General features: G+C 39.9%; 19 protein-coding genes and 1 tRNA gene. 11 read left to right on the top strand and 9 right to left on the bottom strand.

Annotation, left to right across the window (positions count from 1 at the left end; genetic code table 11):
* Nucleotides 1-23: 23 nt before the first annotated feature.
* Nucleotides 24-479, bottom strand: a complete 456-nt coding sequence (gene rimP, locus AC0L7Q_RS04785; protein WP_008114543.1) for a ribosome maturation factor RimP — start codon at nucleotides 477-479, stop codon at nucleotides 24-26.
* A 279-nt stretch (nucleotides 480-758) separates the two neighbouring features.
* Nucleotides 759-835 (bottom strand) — tRNA-Met (locus AC0L7Q_RS04780).
* Between the two features lie 292 nt (nucleotides 836-1,127).
* On the opposite strand from AC0L7Q_RS04780, the gene AC0L7Q_RS04775 reads away from it, so the two are divergent.
* From AC0L7Q_RS04775 to AC0L7Q_RS04760, 4 genes are all read left to right on the top strand, one after another.
* Entirely contained in the window at nucleotides 1,128-2,681 is a 1,554-nt protein-coding gene (locus AC0L7Q_RS04775) for a cryptochrome/photolyase family protein (RefSeq protein ID WP_409425043.1), read from the top strand.
* Between the two features lie 159 nt (nucleotides 2,682-2,840).
* Nucleotides 2,841-3,854: a phospholipase C/P1 nuclease family protein gene (locus tag AC0L7Q_RS04770; RefSeq protein ID WP_409425042.1), complete on the top strand. Its 1,014-nt coding sequence runs from the start codon at nucleotides 2,841-2,843 to the stop codon at nucleotides 3,852-3,854.
* Nucleotides 3,854-5,044 carry a peptidyl-prolyl cis-trans isomerase gene (locus AC0L7Q_RS04765; RefSeq protein ID WP_409425041.1) on the top strand — a complete coding sequence of 397 codons (1,191 nt, stop codon included), beginning with the start codon at nucleotides 3,854-3,856 and terminating at the stop codon, nucleotides 5,042-5,044. Before AC0L7Q_RS04770 ends, AC0L7Q_RS04765 begins: the two co-directional genes overlap by 1 nt.
* Entirely contained in the window at nucleotides 5,041-5,553 is a 513-nt protein-coding gene (locus tag AC0L7Q_RS04760) for a hypothetical protein (RefSeq protein WP_409425040.1), read from the top strand. Before AC0L7Q_RS04765 ends, AC0L7Q_RS04760 begins: the two co-directional genes overlap by 4 nt.
* A 59-nt stretch (nucleotides 5,554-5,612) precedes the next feature.
* On the opposite strand, the gene AC0L7Q_RS04755 is transcribed toward AC0L7Q_RS04760, so the two are convergent.
* Entirely contained in the window at nucleotides 5,613-6,059 is a 447-nt protein-coding gene (locus AC0L7Q_RS04755) for an Hsp20 family protein (RefSeq protein ID WP_010391385.1), read from the bottom strand.
* Between the two features lie 290 nt (nucleotides 6,060-6,349).
* On the opposite strand from AC0L7Q_RS04755, the gene AC0L7Q_RS04750 reads away from it, so the two are divergent.
* Together AC0L7Q_RS04750 and AC0L7Q_RS04745 are read left to right on the top strand one after the other, a co-directional pair.
* Nucleotides 6,350-6,613: a GrxA family glutaredoxin gene (locus tag AC0L7Q_RS04750; RefSeq protein WP_008114535.1), complete on the top strand. Its 264-nt coding sequence runs from the start codon at nucleotides 6,350-6,352 to the stop codon at nucleotides 6,611-6,613.
* Nucleotides 6,614-6,773: 160 nt separating this feature from the next.
* A complete protein-coding gene (locus AC0L7Q_RS04745; protein WP_008466685.1) occupies nucleotides 6,774-8,603 on the top strand; it encodes a DEAD/DEAH box helicase in 1,830 nt (609 codons plus the stop codon).
* A 297-nt stretch (nucleotides 8,604-8,900) separates the two neighbouring features.
* On the opposite strand, the gene AC0L7Q_RS04740 is transcribed toward AC0L7Q_RS04745, so the two are convergent.
* The 4 genes from AC0L7Q_RS04740 to AC0L7Q_RS04725 form a co-directional block, all read right to left on the bottom strand.
* A complete protein-coding gene (locus tag AC0L7Q_RS04740; RefSeq protein WP_010391381.1) occupies nucleotides 8,901-10,460 on the bottom strand; it encodes an AbgT family transporter in 1,560 nt (519 codons plus the stop codon).
* 143 nt (nucleotides 10,461-10,603) lie between these two features.
* Nucleotides 10,604-10,879 carry a YfcL family protein gene (locus tag AC0L7Q_RS04735; protein ID WP_054202147.1) on the bottom strand — a complete coding sequence of 92 codons (276 nt, stop codon included), beginning with the start codon at nucleotides 10,877-10,879 and terminating at the stop codon, nucleotides 10,604-10,606.
* Nucleotides 10,880-10,882: 3 nt separating this feature from the next.
* Nucleotides 10,883-12,025, bottom strand: a complete 1,143-nt coding sequence (locus AC0L7Q_RS04730; protein ID WP_413401530.1) for an ATP-NAD kinase family protein — start codon at nucleotides 12,023-12,025, stop codon at nucleotides 10,883-10,885.
* A complete protein-coding gene (locus tag AC0L7Q_RS04725; RefSeq protein WP_413401528.1) occupies nucleotides 12,015-12,569 on the bottom strand; it encodes an elongation factor P hydroxylase in 555 nt (184 codons plus the stop codon). The genes AC0L7Q_RS04730 and AC0L7Q_RS04725 overlap by 11 nt, the downstream gene beginning before the upstream one ends.
* A gap of 212 nt (nucleotides 12,570-12,781) precedes the next feature.
* On the opposite strand from AC0L7Q_RS04725, the gene AC0L7Q_RS04720 reads away from it, so the two are divergent.
* On the top strand, nucleotides 12,782-13,480 hold the full coding sequence (locus AC0L7Q_RS04720) for a 2'-5' RNA ligase family protein (protein WP_409425033.1): 699 nt from the start codon (nucleotides 12,782-12,784) through the stop codon (nucleotides 13,478-13,480).
* Between the two features lie 70 nt (nucleotides 13,481-13,550).
* Here the strand turns inward: AC0L7Q_RS04720 and AC0L7Q_RS04715 are convergent, their stop codons facing one another.
* Nucleotides 13,551-13,910: a DUF4112 domain-containing protein gene (locus AC0L7Q_RS04715; RefSeq protein WP_418157338.1), complete on the bottom strand. Its 360-nt coding sequence runs from the start codon at nucleotides 13,908-13,910 to the stop codon at nucleotides 13,551-13,553.
* Nucleotides 13,911-14,110: 200 nt separating this feature from the next.
* Here AC0L7Q_RS04715 and AC0L7Q_RS04710 point away from each other — a divergent pair, with 200 nt between their 5' ends.
* The 4 genes from AC0L7Q_RS04710 (at nucleotide 14,111) to AC0L7Q_RS04695 (ending at nucleotide 16,819) form a co-directional block, all read left to right on the top strand.
* On the top strand, nucleotides 14,111-14,740 hold the full coding sequence (locus tag AC0L7Q_RS04710; protein WP_413401524.1) for a DUF6795 domain-containing protein: 630 nt from the start codon (nucleotides 14,111-14,113) through the stop codon (nucleotides 14,738-14,740).
* 1 nt (nucleotide 14,741) lies between these two features.
* Nucleotides 14,742-14,960 carry a hypothetical protein gene (locus AC0L7Q_RS04705; protein ID WP_413401522.1) on the top strand — a complete coding sequence of 73 codons (219 nt, stop codon included), beginning with the start codon at nucleotides 14,742-14,744 and terminating at the stop codon, nucleotides 14,958-14,960.
* A gap of 72 nt (nucleotides 14,961-15,032) precedes the next feature.
* Nucleotides 15,033-15,677 carry a DUF6795 domain-containing protein gene (locus AC0L7Q_RS04700; protein WP_413401520.1) on the top strand — a complete coding sequence of 215 codons (645 nt, stop codon included), beginning with the start codon at nucleotides 15,033-15,035 and terminating at the stop codon, nucleotides 15,675-15,677.
* On the top strand, nucleotides 15,674-16,819 hold the full coding sequence (locus tag AC0L7Q_RS04695; protein WP_413401518.1) for a lipase family protein: 1,146 nt from the start codon (nucleotides 15,674-15,676) through the stop codon (nucleotides 16,817-16,819). Before AC0L7Q_RS04700 ends, AC0L7Q_RS04695 begins: the two co-directional genes overlap by 4 nt.
* Before the next feature lie 62 nt (nucleotides 16,820-16,881).
* On the opposite strand, the gene aroC is transcribed toward AC0L7Q_RS04695, so the two are convergent.
* On the bottom strand, nucleotides 16,882-17,979 hold the full coding sequence (gene aroC / locus AC0L7Q_RS04690) for a chorismate synthase (protein WP_413401516.1): 1,098 nt from the start codon (nucleotides 17,977-17,979) through the stop codon (nucleotides 16,882-16,884).
* Nucleotides 17,980-18,018: the final 39 nt, after the last annotated feature.

The raw sequence follows: 18,018 nt of genomic DNA, 5'->3' as shown, positions 1-18,018 counted from the left end.
TGCCCTATTCCTTCGCACTCGAATTAAAACTTTGCGATTATGTTCGCACGTTCAATGTTACTAAGCATGATTAAATGCTCTGCACCATCGCTAGATAGTGTGATCATATCGCTGCTAACTGCTATTAAGTCGCCTTTGAAATTACGGCGACCATCTTGTGGAAGCTTAGTACGCACGCGTACTTCCTCTCCTTGCGCCTGCTCGTAGTGATCTTGTTTGAATAATGGACGATCAACACCAGGAGACGACACTTCCAAATCATATTCGTTTGTAATCGGGTCTTCGACGTCTAAAATCGCACTAATTTGACGACTTGCATCTGCGCAGTTGTCAACTGAAATTCCATCCTCATGAGCAATATATACTCTTAAGGTAGAATGGCGACCCGCTTGTACAAACTCAAGGCCATGTAATTCAAAGCCTAGCATTTCTACCGCAGGCGTTAACATGGTTACTAAATCTTGTTCAAGTTTTGTCACGAAAATCCTCCATACAAACAAAAAAAGGGCTTATAGCCCTAAAATACTGAGTTTAAATTTTGATTTAATCGATAAACATTAAATCAAACGGTGCAGATACAACAACGCCCCGAACCAAGCGGGGCGTCACACCAAAAAACGCAAAACTGTGTGGCCTAGGGCCAAGCTTGGTTGCGAGTCAGTAACCTGACCAAATTAAACTTCATTAGCTTAAACGCAAAACGCGCATTACTTAGAATGCGCGATATAAAGTAGTAAGTTTAAACCTACTATTAAGATTGGTTGCGGGAGCCGGATTTGAACCAACGACCTTCGGGTTATGAGCCCGACGAGCTACCAGACTGCTCCATCCCGCGCCAATAGATAAAAAGCTAATAACTTAATATCGCTGTTAGTAAATTTTATAACCTACTAAACAATGGCCACTATTATAAGGATGTGCCGCTAAATTAGCAACCATAATAACTAATAAGTTGATAAAAAAAGCAACCTAGTTTATCGCCTTACCCACACTATGTTTGCTATAAAATTTGAATCGTTACAATCAACCGCTGTATTAAATTGCATTCGGTGCTCTATTATTAAGTAACCTTTAGGAAATAGATCGCTTTTAAAAATATCGCGTATAAGAATGAATTTTGGCTAATTATGAAAAAATACAACACACTAAAATTGATTTTAGGTGATCAGCTCAATCCTGCTCATTCGTGGTTTAAAAACAAATCAGACGATACCATATTTGTTATTGCTGAGCTTATGCAAGAAGCACACTATGTAAAACACCATGTGCAAAAAATATCAGCCTTTTTTAAAGCCATGGAAAACTTCGCAAATGCATTAAAAGATGCTGGCTTCAATGTTTTACATCTCACGCTAGATGACACCAAAGACGATGATGACTTACCCGCTCTTTTAACGCGTTTAGCCGAGCAGCATGAATGTACCTCTATTGAATATCAATACCCAGATGAGTACCGTTTAAAAACACAACTTCACGAATTCGCGATAAATAGCGAGTTAACGGTGAATGCCTGTGACAGCGAGCATTTTTTATTAGCATTTAGCGACATAGACAAACGCTTTAAAAAAGATAAACACGTCACTATGGAGCATTTTTATCGGGCAATGCGTAAGCAGTTTGATATTTTAATGGAAGATGACAAACCTGCCGGTGGGCAATGGAACTTTGATGCCAATAACCGTAATAAGTTTTCAAAAAGTGATTTAGCCGATATCCCCAAACCCAAATTATTTAAAAATGACGTGAGTGCAATTATTGAGCGTTTAGATAAACATAAAATAAATTACTTTGGACAGATAAACACGCAATTAAGCTGGCCAACAACTCGTAAACAAGCTATCAGTACACTTGATCACTTTTGTGCGCATTTACTGCCTCGATTTGGTCAGTTTCAAGATGCGATGACAGATCAATGTCCTGATAAAAATACCTTTTATCACAGCCGATTATCGTTTGCGTTAAATGCCAAAATTTTACACCCTCGCTATGTTATCGACCGCGTGGTTAAAGAGTACCAACAACGCCAAGATGAAATATCTATTTCTCAGGTTGAAGGCTTTATTCGCCAAGTACTGGGTTGGCGCGAATATGTGCGTGGCGTGTATTGGAAAAACATGCCCGATTACGCCAACAAAAACCAGCTTAATGCAACTCGTTTACTACCGAGTTATTTTTGGAATGGTAAAACAAAAATGAATTGCTTAAGCCATTCATTATCACAAAGCTTAGACAGCGCGTATGCCCATCATATTCAGCGCTTAATGGTAATAGGCAATTTTTGTTTATTAACCGCCATTAATCCTGATGAAGTCGATGAATGGTATTTAGGTGTTTATATCGATGCAATTGAATGGGTAGAAATGCCTAACGCCCGAGGGATGAGCCAGTTTGCTGACGATGGCATCATTGCCACTAAGCCTTATGCTGCTAGCGGCAACTATATAAATAAAATGAGTGACTACTGTAAAAGCTGCCAATACAAAGTAAAAGAAAAAGTGGGTAAAGACGCGTGCCCGCTAAACAGCCTCTACTGGCAGTTTATGCAAAAACACCGAGAGCGACTTGAGAAAAACCCACGAATAGGCATGGTTTATCGTAATTGGGATAAACAAGATGAATCATTGCGCCAAGAAACCTTAGAGCAAGCTAACAACTATTTAAATAATATTGAAAAGCTATAAATATAAATGCCGTCAATTGGCGGCAGCATTCTTGATAGTTAATATCAAAGTACCAAAATAGGTAATATTGTTAATTAAATGTTTAATTTATTTGTCATGGCAATGTAATGAGCTTATTTTTTAATAGCACCTCTTACTCCACACCATGATGAGAATAAAATGAAAAAACAATTAATTGCAGCGACACTTTTATTACTCGGTACAAGCCAAGCTCAAGCTTTTAGTCAAGAAACTCACAAACGTATTGTTCTTGACGCCGTGAATTATATGCAGCAACACCCAACTAGCACCGAATATGCAGCCCTAAGACAGTACGCTGAACAAAACAATCTGACTATCACTGAATTAGCCGAACTGCTGGGACAAGCTGCATATGATGTAGATGACTTTGAAGACACCTTTTTCTGTGGTGCTATTACAGGTTCGTGTGTTCAAGCGCCAGTATGGGGAGCAGCGCAAAGCATAGTTAAATATACAAGCTATTGGCATTTTCAAAATCATACCCAAGGTGCAGACCAACATGGTAACGATTTTGGTGGTTATAATTATGAGAAGCTCACCGTTTGGGGCACTATTGATAATCTTGCATCTGCTTGGCTTAAAGGTGACTATCTTGATGATGGTAAAGGGGGAGAAACAGGTTGGTTTAATGCCGACTCTTCAAAATATAACAGTTATGGTGTAACAGAATCTCACTACAGAATCGATAGCAACTCAACCTATTCTATGTACGATGACTTTGAAGAAATGCCATTTCAACCTATCGATAATTTAGGGCAATATTGGTATCAAAGTTACTTACAAAGCGGCAATCCCCAAGTATTAGGGTTTGTATTTCATACTACTGATTTATTACAACCTCACCACACATGGACCACATCAGATCTTAACCACTCTAGCTGGGAGAGTTGGGTAAAAGATTACTATGATCAAGAGCAGCTCAACGATTTATCACTCGTTACTCAAGCAATGCAAACGTTCTCGCCTTTAGATAAAAATAGCCAAGATGTTCGCCCATTATTAACCCAAGGTGGTTCATTTTCTTATGCACAAGGTGGAATTGTACTCAATTCAAAAGATCATTTTGATCGCCTTAATATAGCTAAGCAAGTAGTGCCCCATGCAATAGCAATGGTGGTGCACTTATTAAACCACGCCATGGTTGCTCGCTAATGAAGAAAATGGCTATTTTAGTGATTACATTACTAGGGGCGTGTTACCACTCCCTAGTAATGGCCTCATTTACTCAATACAGTAGTGATGAAGTTAACTTTATGCATCGTGCTTATTTAAAGCACAAACCTGAAATTACAATCAATGAAGTTAAAGCTCGTCTGTATGAGAATCAGTTTTTGTTACAACAAGCAGCGCTAAAAACACCTGCGATAATAAAACGACAATCTGCCGTTGGTTTTAGTACTCAATACCATGTTGAACGTTACTTAAAAAATCTGTTCGATTCGCAATTAGCTATAAAGGCACAGTCAAGTCTGGTAAAGCTGGACACTTATGATAGCCAATGGCTTAAACGCACATTAGGGCCGTACCCTAAAAATGGTCAATATGTACAAAGCTTGATTAAAAAAATGCAGCAGATCGATTTAACCCCTATTTTGTATAACTCTATTAATTTATATGAATTTATCGATGCACTATCAATGCAGGTACGTTTTAAACTCCATAGAGGAGATAGTGAACTATTCAAAAGTGAATTAATAAAAAAACGGCAATTCAATATAGCGTTTTCAAAAGCCAAACCGATTTTGGCAAAACAGGGGATTGATATTGAACATCTGTATGAAATAGCTAAAGGAGATATTTTGCGCCCCTCCATTCAAAGCTGGCTAGGCATAAATACAATGATGCACATGCAGAGCCCCGTTCTTGAAAAGCTAGAGAAACAAGTAAACAAAAGCGAAATTAAAGCGTTTTATCAAGCAAATAAATCGCAGTTTAAATTTTTAAGCCAAGTGAAAGCCCACGGAGCTCAATTTGCTAGTCGAGCCAATGCTGTAGACTTTCACACGTTGGCGGATAACAAATCACTTGAACAAGCATTAGTAATATCAGGAAAACAAGATATATATGCTCAATACAATAGTGAATTAAACCGCAAAAACAAAAGTAGTTGGGTTGTACAACTTGCGTTCACAACTAAAGAAAACACCATTTCTGCTGTTATTCGTACACCTAGTGGTGAATGGGTGGTGGTACACAGTTATGAGCATCAGTTTGATTATTTTTCGCCAGAAGATGAAACCGTTCGATACCAAGCAACAAAGGCCATTGCAAAACAAAAAGCGGCACAACAGTATGAAAATAACTGGCTCAAGTGGCAAAATAAGACGGGAGTAATTTTATGAGCAAAAAAGTTTTCGTTTCTGTTGTTGTAGCTTGTGTTGGTATTTACACACTTTTCACTCACTATACTAGCAAACCAACAATAAAGAATATTGATGGTCTTAACCAAGCTAAAAGTGTCAAGCAAATAACGTCCCTCGAGCTTACTGCTGCTGACATGACCCAAGAGTTAGAAAGCACGCAATTGGAAACGGTTACAACTAATAATGCTAGTCCTCAGCGTTTGCCAGCAATAACCTCTGTGGCCTATTTACCCAACATAGTAAAAAATACTCAGCCAGTTGCTCAGTACAGTGGTGATTTAAATAATCACCAGGCATATCAAGATTTCCACCTTGAACAGCAAAGACAGCTAGAACAACGTTTTGTTGTTGCTGCAAAAGCCAAAATATTAAAACTTGAAGACTTACTTGCTAAAGGCCGACAAAAAAAACTTTCACAAGAACAACTACAAGTTGCAATAGATAAAATTAACGCTTTAAAACAAATGCAAATCGATTTAAAAGACTAACAACGCAAAAAGCCGCCAAATGGCGGCTTTTCACAGGGAAAATACGTGTGCTAGCTTAGCTATTTACTTTCTAGCATATTGCCTGAGCCAATTTCAATTTTACGGGGCTTCAGCGCTTCTGGGATCTCACGTTCAAGGTCGATGCTTAGTAAGCCGTTGGCTAGGTCTGCGCCAAGTACTTTAACGTGGTCACCTAACTGGAACTTACGCTCAAAGTTGCGCTCGGCAATGCCTTGATGAATGAATTTACGTTCATCGTTTTGATCTTTACCTGCTTTAGTGCCTGATACAACTAACGTGTTATTTTCAGATTGTAGGCTTAACTCGTCTTCACTAAATCCAGCAACTGCCATAGTGATACGGTATTTGTCTTTATCAAGCGCTTCGATGTTGTATGGAGGAAAACTTGGCTGCTTGTCAGTTCGTGCAGCGGCATCCATTAATGATGCTAAATGATCGAAACCAATGAATGAACGGTATAGGGGTGATAAATCTACTGTACGCATAATAATATCCTCATATTTAAGCGATATATTGCTGCCACTTTTCGTTTGAACAAGTAACGGCAAAATTTAATTAATAATATAATTTTCAAATAGTTCTGTTTAAATGAAGACCCATCAGGCGTCCTCAAATAACTATTTATGGGCGGACAATTTTATTTCAAGATTTTTTTATAAAATATTTTTTATTTTTTTACAGGCCCTAAAAAAAGCGAACACAATAATCGTTTTTTTGCACTGTAATAAATAATGAAATTAGTTACACTAGGGTCAACTAATTTGAGGAGAGCGTTATGTTAACAGTAATTTTTGGCCGTGAAGGCTGCCCTTTTTGTGTTCGCGCTAAAGATGTTGCAGAGCAACTTGCTAATGACCGCGATGATTTTAAATACCGCTACATCGACATTATCAAAGAAGGCATCAGTAAAGAAGATTTAGAAAAGTCTGCAGGCAAGCCATGCCCGACTGTACCACAAATTTTTGTAGACCAAACACACATTGGTGGTTTTACAGAATTTGAAGCCTACGCCAAAGAAAACCTAGGCCTTTACCAGTAACTTTGTAGGTATAATGTTAACCAGTTTAATTAACACACAACTTAAACTGGTTAAATTTCGACCAACATCAAACACATATAAATTAGTTGTAATTTATACAAGCATTTGCCTCGTATTTCCTATACAATGCGCGCCTCTTTAAATTCGTTGAGGCGTATTAATGTCAGAACCAGTCACGTTTGAATCTCTAAATCTTTCTCCTGCAATTTTAAAGGCAGTTGAAGAGTTGGGTTACAAGACACCATCTGAAATCCAAGCTCAATGTATACCGTTATTGCTAGAAAGAAAGGACGTACTGGGACTAGCACAAACGGGTACAGGTAAAACAGCAGCATTTGCACTGCCATTACTAAATAATATTGACCCGTCTGTGAAACAGCCACAGATCCTTGTACTCACACCAACCCGTGAGCTTGCGATCCAAGTAGCTGAGGCATTTGAACAATATGCAAAACACACTCGTGGTGTTGAAGTACTGGCACTATATGGTGGCCAGAGCTATAGCATCCAGTTGAGCGCACTTCGTCGTGGCGCACAGATTATTGTTGCTACACCGGGTCGTTTAATCGATCACATAAATCGTGGCACTATCAAGTTTGATGCTTTACAAGCACTTGTACTTGATGAAGCCGATGAAATGCTACGTATGGGCTTTATCGATGATGTTGAAAACATCATGGAAAAAACGCCGCGTGAAAAGCAAACATGTCTTTTCTCTGCGACTATGCCTAAGCAAATTCAAAACATCAGCAGCAAATATATGAACAATCCTGAACAGGTTCATATTTCTGCACGCAACTCAACTGTATCGTCAGTAGAGCAAGTGTTTTGGAATGCACACGTACATAAAAACAAAGCCATTGTTCGTTTCTTAGAAGCAGAGCAATATGAAGGTGCTATTGTTTTCGTACGTACACGTAACGATACAGTTCAACTAGCTGAGTTATTAGAGCGCGAAGGTTTCTCTGCTGCGCCACTTAACGGTGACATGAACCAGCAAGCGCGTGAGCGCACAGTTGATCGTTTAAAAAGCGGCATGCTAAATGTTGTTATTGCAACAGACGTAGCGGCACGTGGTCTTGATGTAGACCGTTTAAGCTTAGTTATCAACTACGATATTCCACAAGATTCTGAAGCCTACGTTCACCGTATCGGCCGTACAGGTCGTGCTGGTCGTACTGGTAAAGCGATTCTTTTCGTTAAGCATAACGAGCGTTATTTACTTAAAAATATCATTCGTCATACTAAATCTGAAATCGCACAAGTTGAATTACCAACAGCTAAAGTTGTTGAAGAGAAACGTATCAATGCGCTTCAAGAAAAGCTTACGCTTGCACTTGAAAACAAAGATATTACTTTCTTTAACGAAGTGGCTGCCAACATGGCACAAAAACTTGAGCTTGCTCCTGAAGACTTAGCGGGTGCATTACTGTGTTTAGCACAGCAACAATCGCCAATTAAAGTTGAAGAAGTTAAGATTCAACCGCGTGAGCGTAACGAACGCAACCCTCGCAACGACCGTAATGATCGTGGTGACCGTGGTCGTCGTAACGAACGTGGCGGTGAGCGCGCTGAGCGTAAACCTCGCGAGCGTAATAGCCGTGATGCAGGCCCTATGGATACATACCGTATCGAAGTAGGTCGTGAGCATGGTGTTCAGGTTAAGAACATTGTTGGCGCAATTGCTAACGAAGCAGACATTTCTAGCAAGTTTATCGGTGACATTCGTCTTCACGACAGTCACAGTACGGTACAATTACCGCAAAACATGCCTAAAGATGTACTTGATCACTTCCAAAAAGTGTTTATTTGTAAACGCCCAATGGGTATGACATTAACACAAGATCAAGGCCCTTCTGAGCCACGCGGCGAGCGTTCTGAACGCCCTGCTGGTGACAAGAAGCGTAGCTTTAATAAAGAGGGTCAACGCCCTGATAAGCGTAGCGGCCCTCGTAAAGAACGTCGCCCAGTTAGCTTCACCGCTAAGTAAGCAACAACTCTTTAGTAAAAAAACCTTGCCACGAAAGTGCCAAGGTTTTTTTGTGCCTAGAATTCAGGTATTAGGTATCAGGTTAGCTTAATCTCCGTAATGCGCAGCCAACTTTTATGAGCTTTAAAGTGCAGTGTATCTACACCTATTTGTAAATAATTCACTTAGCCCGCTCCCCGCAGCTCGTACCTCGTGCCCCCCACTAGCCTTTGATATCTCAAGCTTCTTTGTAAAATATACAAAAAAGCCCCACCAGTTCATGGTGGGGCTTCTACTTTGTTATAGCGATTATATTTGTTAAGGCGCGACTGCTGGATACACGTAGCTAGCATCAAGTCCTAATGGGATACCGAGTGCCCAGTAGCCAAGCAAGAAGATACTCCAGCCAATCATAAAGGCGATTGAATACGGTAGCATCATCGCGATAAGCGTACCAATGCCTGTGCCTTTAACGTATTTTTGGCAGTACACTACCACCAGCGGGAAGTATGGCATGAGCGGGGTGATAATATTAGAGCTTGAATCACCCACGCGATAAGCCGCTTGCGTTAAGTCTGGCGAAATACCGAGTTGCATTAGCATAGGTACAAATACCGGACCTAATAGTGCCCACTTAGCCGAGCTTGAACCAACAAACAAGTTTACAAAACCGGTTAGGAAAATAATCCCTACTACCGTTACAGAGCTCGGTAATTCCATTGCTTTTAATACCTGAGCCCCTTCAATTGCCAGTAAGGCACCTAGGTTTGATTTACTAAATGCAGCAATAAATAATGAACAAAAGAATGCCATAACAATGTAATACGCCATACCATTCATGGCTTTGCTCATCGCATCTATCATGTCTTTAGAGCTTTTAAAGGTGCCTACGGTAAAACCATATACTGCGCCTGGGATCCAAAACAGTAAGAAGATTAGCGGCACTATTGACTGCATTAGTGGTGAACTAAAGTTTGTTAACGAGCCATCGCTGCTGCGCATCGCTGAATCAGCGGGTGCAGATACATACGCTAATAACGCAATACCTGCAATCATTACGGAACTAGCAATAAGAAAGGCGCGCTTTTCGTCACTACGGGCATCTTCAAATGCTGGTAGGTCTTGAGTTTCGCCATCAACTGGTGAATTTTTTAAACGTGGTTCAATAATTTTATCGGTGATGTACCAGCCTAACATTACAATAAATAAGCTTGATGCTGAAGCAAAGCCCCAGTTATTAAGCGGGTTAATGCTCATTGTTGGATTAATAATTTGTGCTGCACTTTGCGTAAAGCTTTGCAGTAACGGGTCAATCCCAGATGGAATAAAGTTAGCGCCAAAGCCACCGCTAACCCCTGCAAATGCCGCTGCAATACCGGCAAGCGGATGACGACCTGCTGCAAAAAATATTACCCCAGCAAGTGGAATAACCAGCACATACCCTGCATCGGTAGCCGTATGGCTCACAATAGCTACCAAAATAATTGAGGGTGTTAGTAATTTTCTAGGCGTTACTTTGAGCATTAATTTAAGGCCGGTATTAATAAAGCCCGAATGCTCTGCAACGCCCACACCTAGCATAGCAACCAGTACTACACCCAGTGGCGCAAAACCAGTGAATGTTTTTACCATAGAAGATAAAAAGGTGGCCAACGAATCGCTGGCAAGCATGTTATTAATGATAATGGCTTCGCCAGTACGAGGGTCTATTGCATCAAATGTGACGCTTGAAAACCACCAAGATAAAAACCAGATTAATAACATGGCAAACAAAAAGATAATTGCTGGATCAGGAAGCTTATTCCCTACCCGCTCAACAAAATTTAAAAATCGCGCAACTATGCCCGTTGGCATTGTCGCATCATTATTGTTATTCATTTCACTTGTTCCCTAGAATTTAGACTACGCTACTTTAGCGTATCTAAGGAATGAGGTAAATTTTAACTGAATAAACAAGTTCTTTTTTAGGCACAAAAAAACGCGGCTCAGTGGCCGCGCTATTATTAATGAATAAAAAAAGCTTATGCGAGTGCTTTTACTTCATCCCATATTCTTACTACGAGTGCTTTATCGTCTTCATTAAGTTCGCCGTTGCGATAAGCTTTTACTAAGCTTTTTTCAACCGTGTCGTTTAGTTCGGCAACTTCTAGATTTAATTCTTCAACTTGTGCATAACCTACGGCTAAATCAAAGTGGCCGCGTAAATAACCGCCGGCAAATAACTCGTCATCGGTGGCTTTTATCACTAAATCATCAAAATATTGCTGCGCAGCATCTATGTAATTTACTAAACTCATGTGTTACTTCTCCTCTGGGTGCAGCCCATCTTGATGACCTACTGCATACATAATATGGTCGTTAAACCCACTGGTTACACGTATATAACCGCTTAATTCATCATCTAATTTGCTATCACCGGTATCACAAATCAGCGGTCGGCCATTTAAAGCCTGTAATTTTGTTTTAGTAGCCACAACAATAATATTATCGCGGCCTATCGCTTTAATTAACGCAGGACTGAGTTGTTGATTTCCTCGACCAAAAATATGCCCTTGGCCGCCAATTAGAGTGATCACTAACTTTGTTTCACGTTCTTTGGTAAGTTCAAGAAGTTGCTGGGCTGTTAGGTCTTGCCCTACTAAAGCTTGATCTTCAACTAAATCAACACCGAGTAAGGTGTTTTCAAGCCCCATCTCTTCCATCACTGCGCCAACGGTAGAGCCACTACCCATGACATAGAGGCTATCGGCATCCATTTCACTAACAACATAAGCAGCTATATCTGCTAGCACCAGCTCGTCAGTTTCTTTACCGCCATTTTTAACCGCTTGTACATAGCGCACTTCACTTGGCACTTGCATTTCACCATAACGTTTTGCTTTTACTGTTCCTTGGCGAAAAGCCACTTCATCAATGTCCATCACATCAGCATCGCTTAATGTTACCAGCTCACCTTTTACCAGCATTTCAACTACACGGCCTGCGGCTTTTGGGGTAATGGCATACACGCCGGAATGAATTTTACATCCAGCAGGAATGCCCAATACGGGTACCGAGTCTTCTACAGCATGGCAAATGTTGCGCGCTGTTCCGTCGCCACCAGCAAATAAGATTAAATCAACACCTTGTTGCTGTAATAAACGAGCTGCAGCTTCGGTATCGTCACTGGTTGTGGGTGAGTTACTTTGATATACCACTTGCGTATTAAAGCCCAGCGCTTTTGCTGTTTGCTCCCCCATTTCATCATTAACAGTATAAATAGTAATGTTTGATTGATGAGGTATAAGCACTTCAAGTGCAGCTTTAGTGCGGCTATTTGACTTAGGCTCTGCGCCTAATGCAATGGCTTTAGCAGCGGTCTCTTCGCCATCACTGCCCTTTAGCGCCACACTACCACCGAGTCCTGCGACTGGATTTACAATCAACCCTAACTTAAACTGCATCTTTTAGCTCCTCGGGAGAATGCCATGAAAACTGCGCAGCATGTAATGGCCACGTGGTGTTATAAAATTTACACAGTGCTTTTAATAATAAGGTTGTTCTTGGATTAAACCCGTTTTGCAACAACTCTAATAACTTTGCATGAACACGCGATTGAAACGCAAATCGACAAGTTTGCTCTCCATTTAAATTATCTACCGATACGTTAAAATCAAACCCAGCAGCCACACTCAATGCCCACTCTATTGCTTGAGGTTTTACCTCTACTGATTCAAACTCCGCTTGCTGTGTAGCATCGCGCCCATCAGGGCAATACCAATAACCATAATCTTCACTTAAACGGCGTTGCGAGCCTGCCACTAACCAATGGGCTATTTCATGCAATGCACTGGCATAAAAACCATGGGCAAACACAATTTGATGATACGGGGTTATATCATTTGCGGGAATGTAAATAGGCTCATGCTCACCTTTTACCAAACGCGTGTTATAGCTTTGGTAAAAAGTGTGTTCGAAAATAGAAATTAGATCAGCTACTTGGTGCATAAATACTTCGTATACTCGTTTGAACCCGGTGCTTTAAAGACAGATGGAATTAGTATAAAGCACACTAAAAACGAAGCGAATTGTACGTACTTTTATCTACAAAGTAAAAAATTAGCGATGCATTAATTAAGGCTTCCTTACCATACTTTATTTACTGAACGCTTAATTACGCTTACCATATGCCAACCAAAAACCTGAATTGACTCACTCTTATGGTTAAACAACACAGCTTTTTATCGTGGCTATTTATCTCTTTTACTTTTTTAACACTGTTGGCTACTTCTGCCAGCAGTTATGCAAAAAGCATAAGTATTAACGTATTTGCTATTCCTTCTAAGCCTATCGTTGAGCTAGTCGCTAAAACCAGCGATGAATTGGCTACGCACCAAATTACTACGTTTTACCAACAAGGGTTACCCGTACATGCCACCTTGTATTTAACGGATTACCCACCTGAAGCACAAAACGAAATTAAGCAAGTGGTAGAGCGTATTGTAAAAGATCATCAGTCGTTTGAGATAAAAGCCAATGGATTTAGTGTGTCACCAAGTAATTGGGCATTTATAAAATTAGAAAAATCATATCAGTTACAACGCTTAGCCGACGAGGTGACCCTTAAGCTTGAGCCGCTTCGCGATCATCAAGCGCTAGTGCCAAGTTGGGTAAAGCATTACCCTAATAAACTCGTGGCTTTTGAACGTTATGGCAGCCCAAATGTATTTCAGAATTTTCAGCCGCATTTAACCCTACTTGCAAATGAGCAAAACCCTGCATTGGATGCGTTTAATAAAGTCATGCAAGCTGAGCCACCGCAAGCAGAAGGGGAAATAATTGGGATTGGAATTGGAGTGTCTGATCAGTTTGGTCAACAAAAAGAAATACTCGCTAAGTACTTTTTTGATGCCAAATAAATAGTTAATAACAGGGCTAATTACACACTTTAAACTAATAATGTTTATGGGTTTGTGGTTAGCTTATCTGTTAAATTTTTTTAAGTATGCGGGTGTTACGCGTATTTGCTTTAAATATAGCATCAAAAATATCTCCAAAAAATGGAATGAGCCCGCCAACAAAATCAATCAACATATTTATAATAATACGGCTTTTTACTCGCTTGCTAACACCTAAGCGCTGCGCTTCAATTAGTACATAGCCAGACAAAATAAGCCCTGCTAAATCACCCATCACAGGTAAAAGCCCAATCAGCGACTCTACACCAAATTTAAATTTAGTAAACGGAATACCAATGCTGCTATCGGTAAAGCGGCTAAACTCTTCGAGCCGTTTTATGGTGGCTTTATATTCAGTTTGTGAGATGGAAGCTTGATTGTTTTTTTGCATAATAACAGCTCTCTTATTTTTAGGTGCGCTGAGCACATTTAAATTATTGAGCGGCAATAAAGATGTATAGCCTGTATATACTAAACGCACTACTTTACACTAAAAGTATCAAAGTTCGAGGCTATATAAAAGCTTACTGTAGATTCATTTTAAATAGTGTACTCTCATCTTTAAAGTCCAATAATATGCAAGGATTGCCTATGAATAAATCTAGCTATAGCCCTCGATTGATTATTTTACCCATTCTTGCTTGTGTCATTATTTTCCCAGCCATTAGTCAAGGAGCAGATATGTTTAGCTGGTTCAGAAAGAAAAAAGAAGTATTTTTAAGCCCTGAAGTCAATGGTGTTGTTACAGACAATGGCACACCAGTTGCCAACTTAGAAATAATACGATCATTAATCTACATAGATGAAAAAGTCCACCGAGATACTGCAAGCACAGATCAAAATGGACGTTTTCACTTTCCCAAAAAAACGATCCTTTCCTCAGTACACAATAAGCTAATAGTTGAAAACCGCGTTTCGCAAGAAATATTTATTGAAAGCGAAAGCACTTTAATTCCATTATGGGTTGCAAACCAATCAGGAATTAAAGAAATCCCCGAGTATAGTGAAAAATTAGCATTCCTAGAGTGTGAATTAACTAATAAACGCGTTGCTTTTGAATTTAAAAAAAATAATAACGAACACTTAAATTATGTAGCATCGAGTATTTGTCGTTGGGAAACAGACTATATGCCATATTGGTTATATGACGGAGATAGAGAGTATAGAATTAATAATGGTGATTTTAATAACTTAACTGAACGTAACATCAAGGAGGATTAACATGGAAAAAGTCCAAGTAATATTACCCCCAAATATAGCTGCCACTATAGCGACCGGAGTTTACGATATAAGAACCTCTTCGTCATTTAAAGAGGAATTAGGACAAAGTTTTGACAGAGATTTTAAAATCACCAACAACCAAATTAAAGGTGTTAGTAGTGGCTTAATCAATCAACTTCTAAATCTGGCTGCTCAAATTACAGGCTCTCTGAAAGGTTAAAAAAGTGGGCATTTCACTTTACATGTGTTTTATTCTCAATTAGAGTTCCATAAAAATACGCAAGGATTGCCTATGAATAAATCTAGCTATAGCCCTCGATTCATTATCTTATTAATTCTTGTTTGTGTGATTATTTTCCCAGCCATTAGTCAAGGAGAAGATATGTTTAGCTGGTTCAAAAAGAAAAAAGAAGTATTTTTAAGCCCTGAAGTCAATGGGATTGTTACAAAAAATGGAATTCCCATTGCGGACTTAGAAATAATACGTGCACTAACCTATATAGACGGGGTAGAACGTTTAGACACAACTATTACAGATGAAGATGGTCACTTCCATTTCCCAAGAAAAACAATATTTTCCTCTATTCCGAATAAATTAATTTCCGAAGACCGCGTACACCAAAAAATTGTTATAGAACAAGATGATAATTCTATCATTGGTTTATGGGGAGCAACTCAGCCTGATATATACGAAATTCCTGAGTACACAGATAAATTAAAATTTCTAAATTGTGAACTAACTAATCCATTAGTAAGATTTGAATTTAAGAATAATATTAATAAACACCTTAATAGAGTTGCGACAAGTATTTGCACATGGGACGAAGATTACATTCCCACATGGATTATGGAGAATGGTCAGGAAAAGTATGAAATTCATAATGGCGATTTGAATAATCTAACAGAACGTTTTACAGGGAAAAAGGTTGAACTATGAATAATAGAATATCACCAAGCACGGCTGCTACTGTCGCTAATAGAGTTTACGATATCAAAAAAAGTTATGATTTCAATGGCGAGTTTCACAACGATTTTGTCAGAAACTTTAAAATCACCAACAACCAAATCAAAGGTGTTAGTGGTGGCTTAATCAATCAACTCCTAAACCGAACTACAGGTTTCGCTTTGACTGCAGAAGGTGCATCACAACAATTTAAAGGCCACCATATTATTGGTATACGTGGCACCGTATTTACCTCCTGCGCCGATTGGCTAACAAACCTAAACGTAGCCATTACCCATGGCCCTAAAAACTTAGAGGTGCACTCTGGTTTTGAGAAAGCCTTTACCAGCATGAAGCCGATGTTTGCAAGTTATGTCAAGCAACATAAACCTAAATGTTTGCACCTTGTTGGTCATAGCTTAGGTGGTGCGATTGCCCAACTATCAGCAATATGGGCAAGTGAGCAAGGTATTCCCACTAATTTATATACCTTTGGTGCGCCAAGGGTTGTGCTAAATCATTCGGTACATTCAGCTGCACACAATGTTGGCCAGTACCGTGTAACGCACGGTGCAGATCCTGTACCATGTGTACCAGCTTGGCCGTTTAGTCATACCTCAAGCGAATACCAAACGGCGATGAATGAGGGATCTTTTTTTAGCCTTGCCGCACACTCCATGGAAAAAAGTGCACCCGGCTATGTCAATACTGTGGCTGCGTTCGATGATTATGAAAGCATGGAAAGTTCACTAAAAACTCTTCACTATAATCATACTGTTTTAAAATATGCTCTGCGCTATAACGTGACATTCTCACTTAGATGGCAGCGAATTATTACCGATGGCTTAATTACTTTTTTAAAGAAAACTGGCCAATACGCCTTTATTTCTGCACAAGCAGGTCTTAGCGTTGGGTTAACTTTTTATGATATTTTAGCACGATGCTTACATGAATCTGTGGTTAAGTTTGTAGAGCTCACAGAAGAGTTAAAGGGTTTAATTGGCCATATGCTTGCTTTTGTAGGTAAAGCGTCATATGAGGTAGTAGAGCTCACAACTCAATTTATCCGTTGGGTGTTAGGTTTAATGATTAAAAAGCTCTATATGGTTGCGAAACAAGCCATTGACCGTATTTAAGTATAGTCAGTTATGTAAATGCGGCATCAAGTATCAGCCGCATTTATTATAATTAAAGGCGCTTAAATAGCGCCTTTAATTGGCCCATGTTCGTGGTGTACATGTGGGTTTTGACCGCGTTGGCGAAGTAAATGATCCATTAAAGTAATGGCCATCATAGCCTCAGCAATCGGAATAGCACGAATGCCTACACAAGGATCGTGACGACCTTTAGTGATCATCTCAACCGCTTCATTTTCGGTGTTAATACTATTACCGGGAATAGTAATACTTGATGTTGGCTTAAGCGCAATTGATGCGATTATATCTTGCCCCGTTGAAATACCTGCAAGCACGCCGCCGGCATGATTTGAGGTAAATCCTTCAGGGGTTAACTCATCACGATGCTCTGAGCCTTTTTGCTGAACCACATCAAAGCCATCACCAATTTCAACGCCTTTAACTGCGTTAATACTCATTAAGGAGTGTGCAAGTTCAGCGTCTAGCCTATCAAATACGGGCTCACCTAAGCCAACAGGTACATTTTTAGCCACTACTTTTACCTTGGCACCCACTGAGTCGCCTTGTTTTTTTAGCTCGCGCATATACTCGTCAAGTGCTTCAAGCTTACTTGCATCAGGGAAGAAGAATAAGTTGTTTTCCACCTCATCCCAATCGTAATTTTCGGCTTTAATTGGCCCTAGTTGGCTCAAACACGCACGTACTTCAATACCATGAAATTGTTTTAAATACTTTTTAGCAATGGCGCCTGCGGCAACCCGAATAGCGGTTTCACGCGCAGATGAGCGGCCACCACCACGGTAATCGCGTAGGCCGTATTTGTGCCAGTAGGTATAATCACCATGACCTGGACGAAATACGTCTTTAATTTTGCCATAATCTTGTGAACGTTGATCGGTATTTTCAATTAATAAACCAATGCTAGTACCGGTGGTTTTACCTTCAAAAACGCCCGCTAAAATTTTAATTTGATCGCTCTCACGGCGCTGCGTGGTATAGCGACTTTGCCCAGGCTTTCGACGGTCTAAATCGTGTTGTATGTCGGCCTCTGTTATCTCAAGGCCTGCGGGCGTACCGTCCACTACGCCGCCTAATGCAACGCCGTGGCTTTCGCCAAAGGTGGACACTTTAAATAACTGCCCTATGCTATTACCTGCCATTAACTTTCCTCATTCCTAATGACTATAGCCGAGGATTAA

The organism is Pseudoalteromonas sp. KJ63-1, assembly GCF_055808145.1.
The sequence above is the reverse complement of the archived record's forward strand: the minus strand, read 5'-3'. Positions and strand labels throughout refer to the sequence as shown.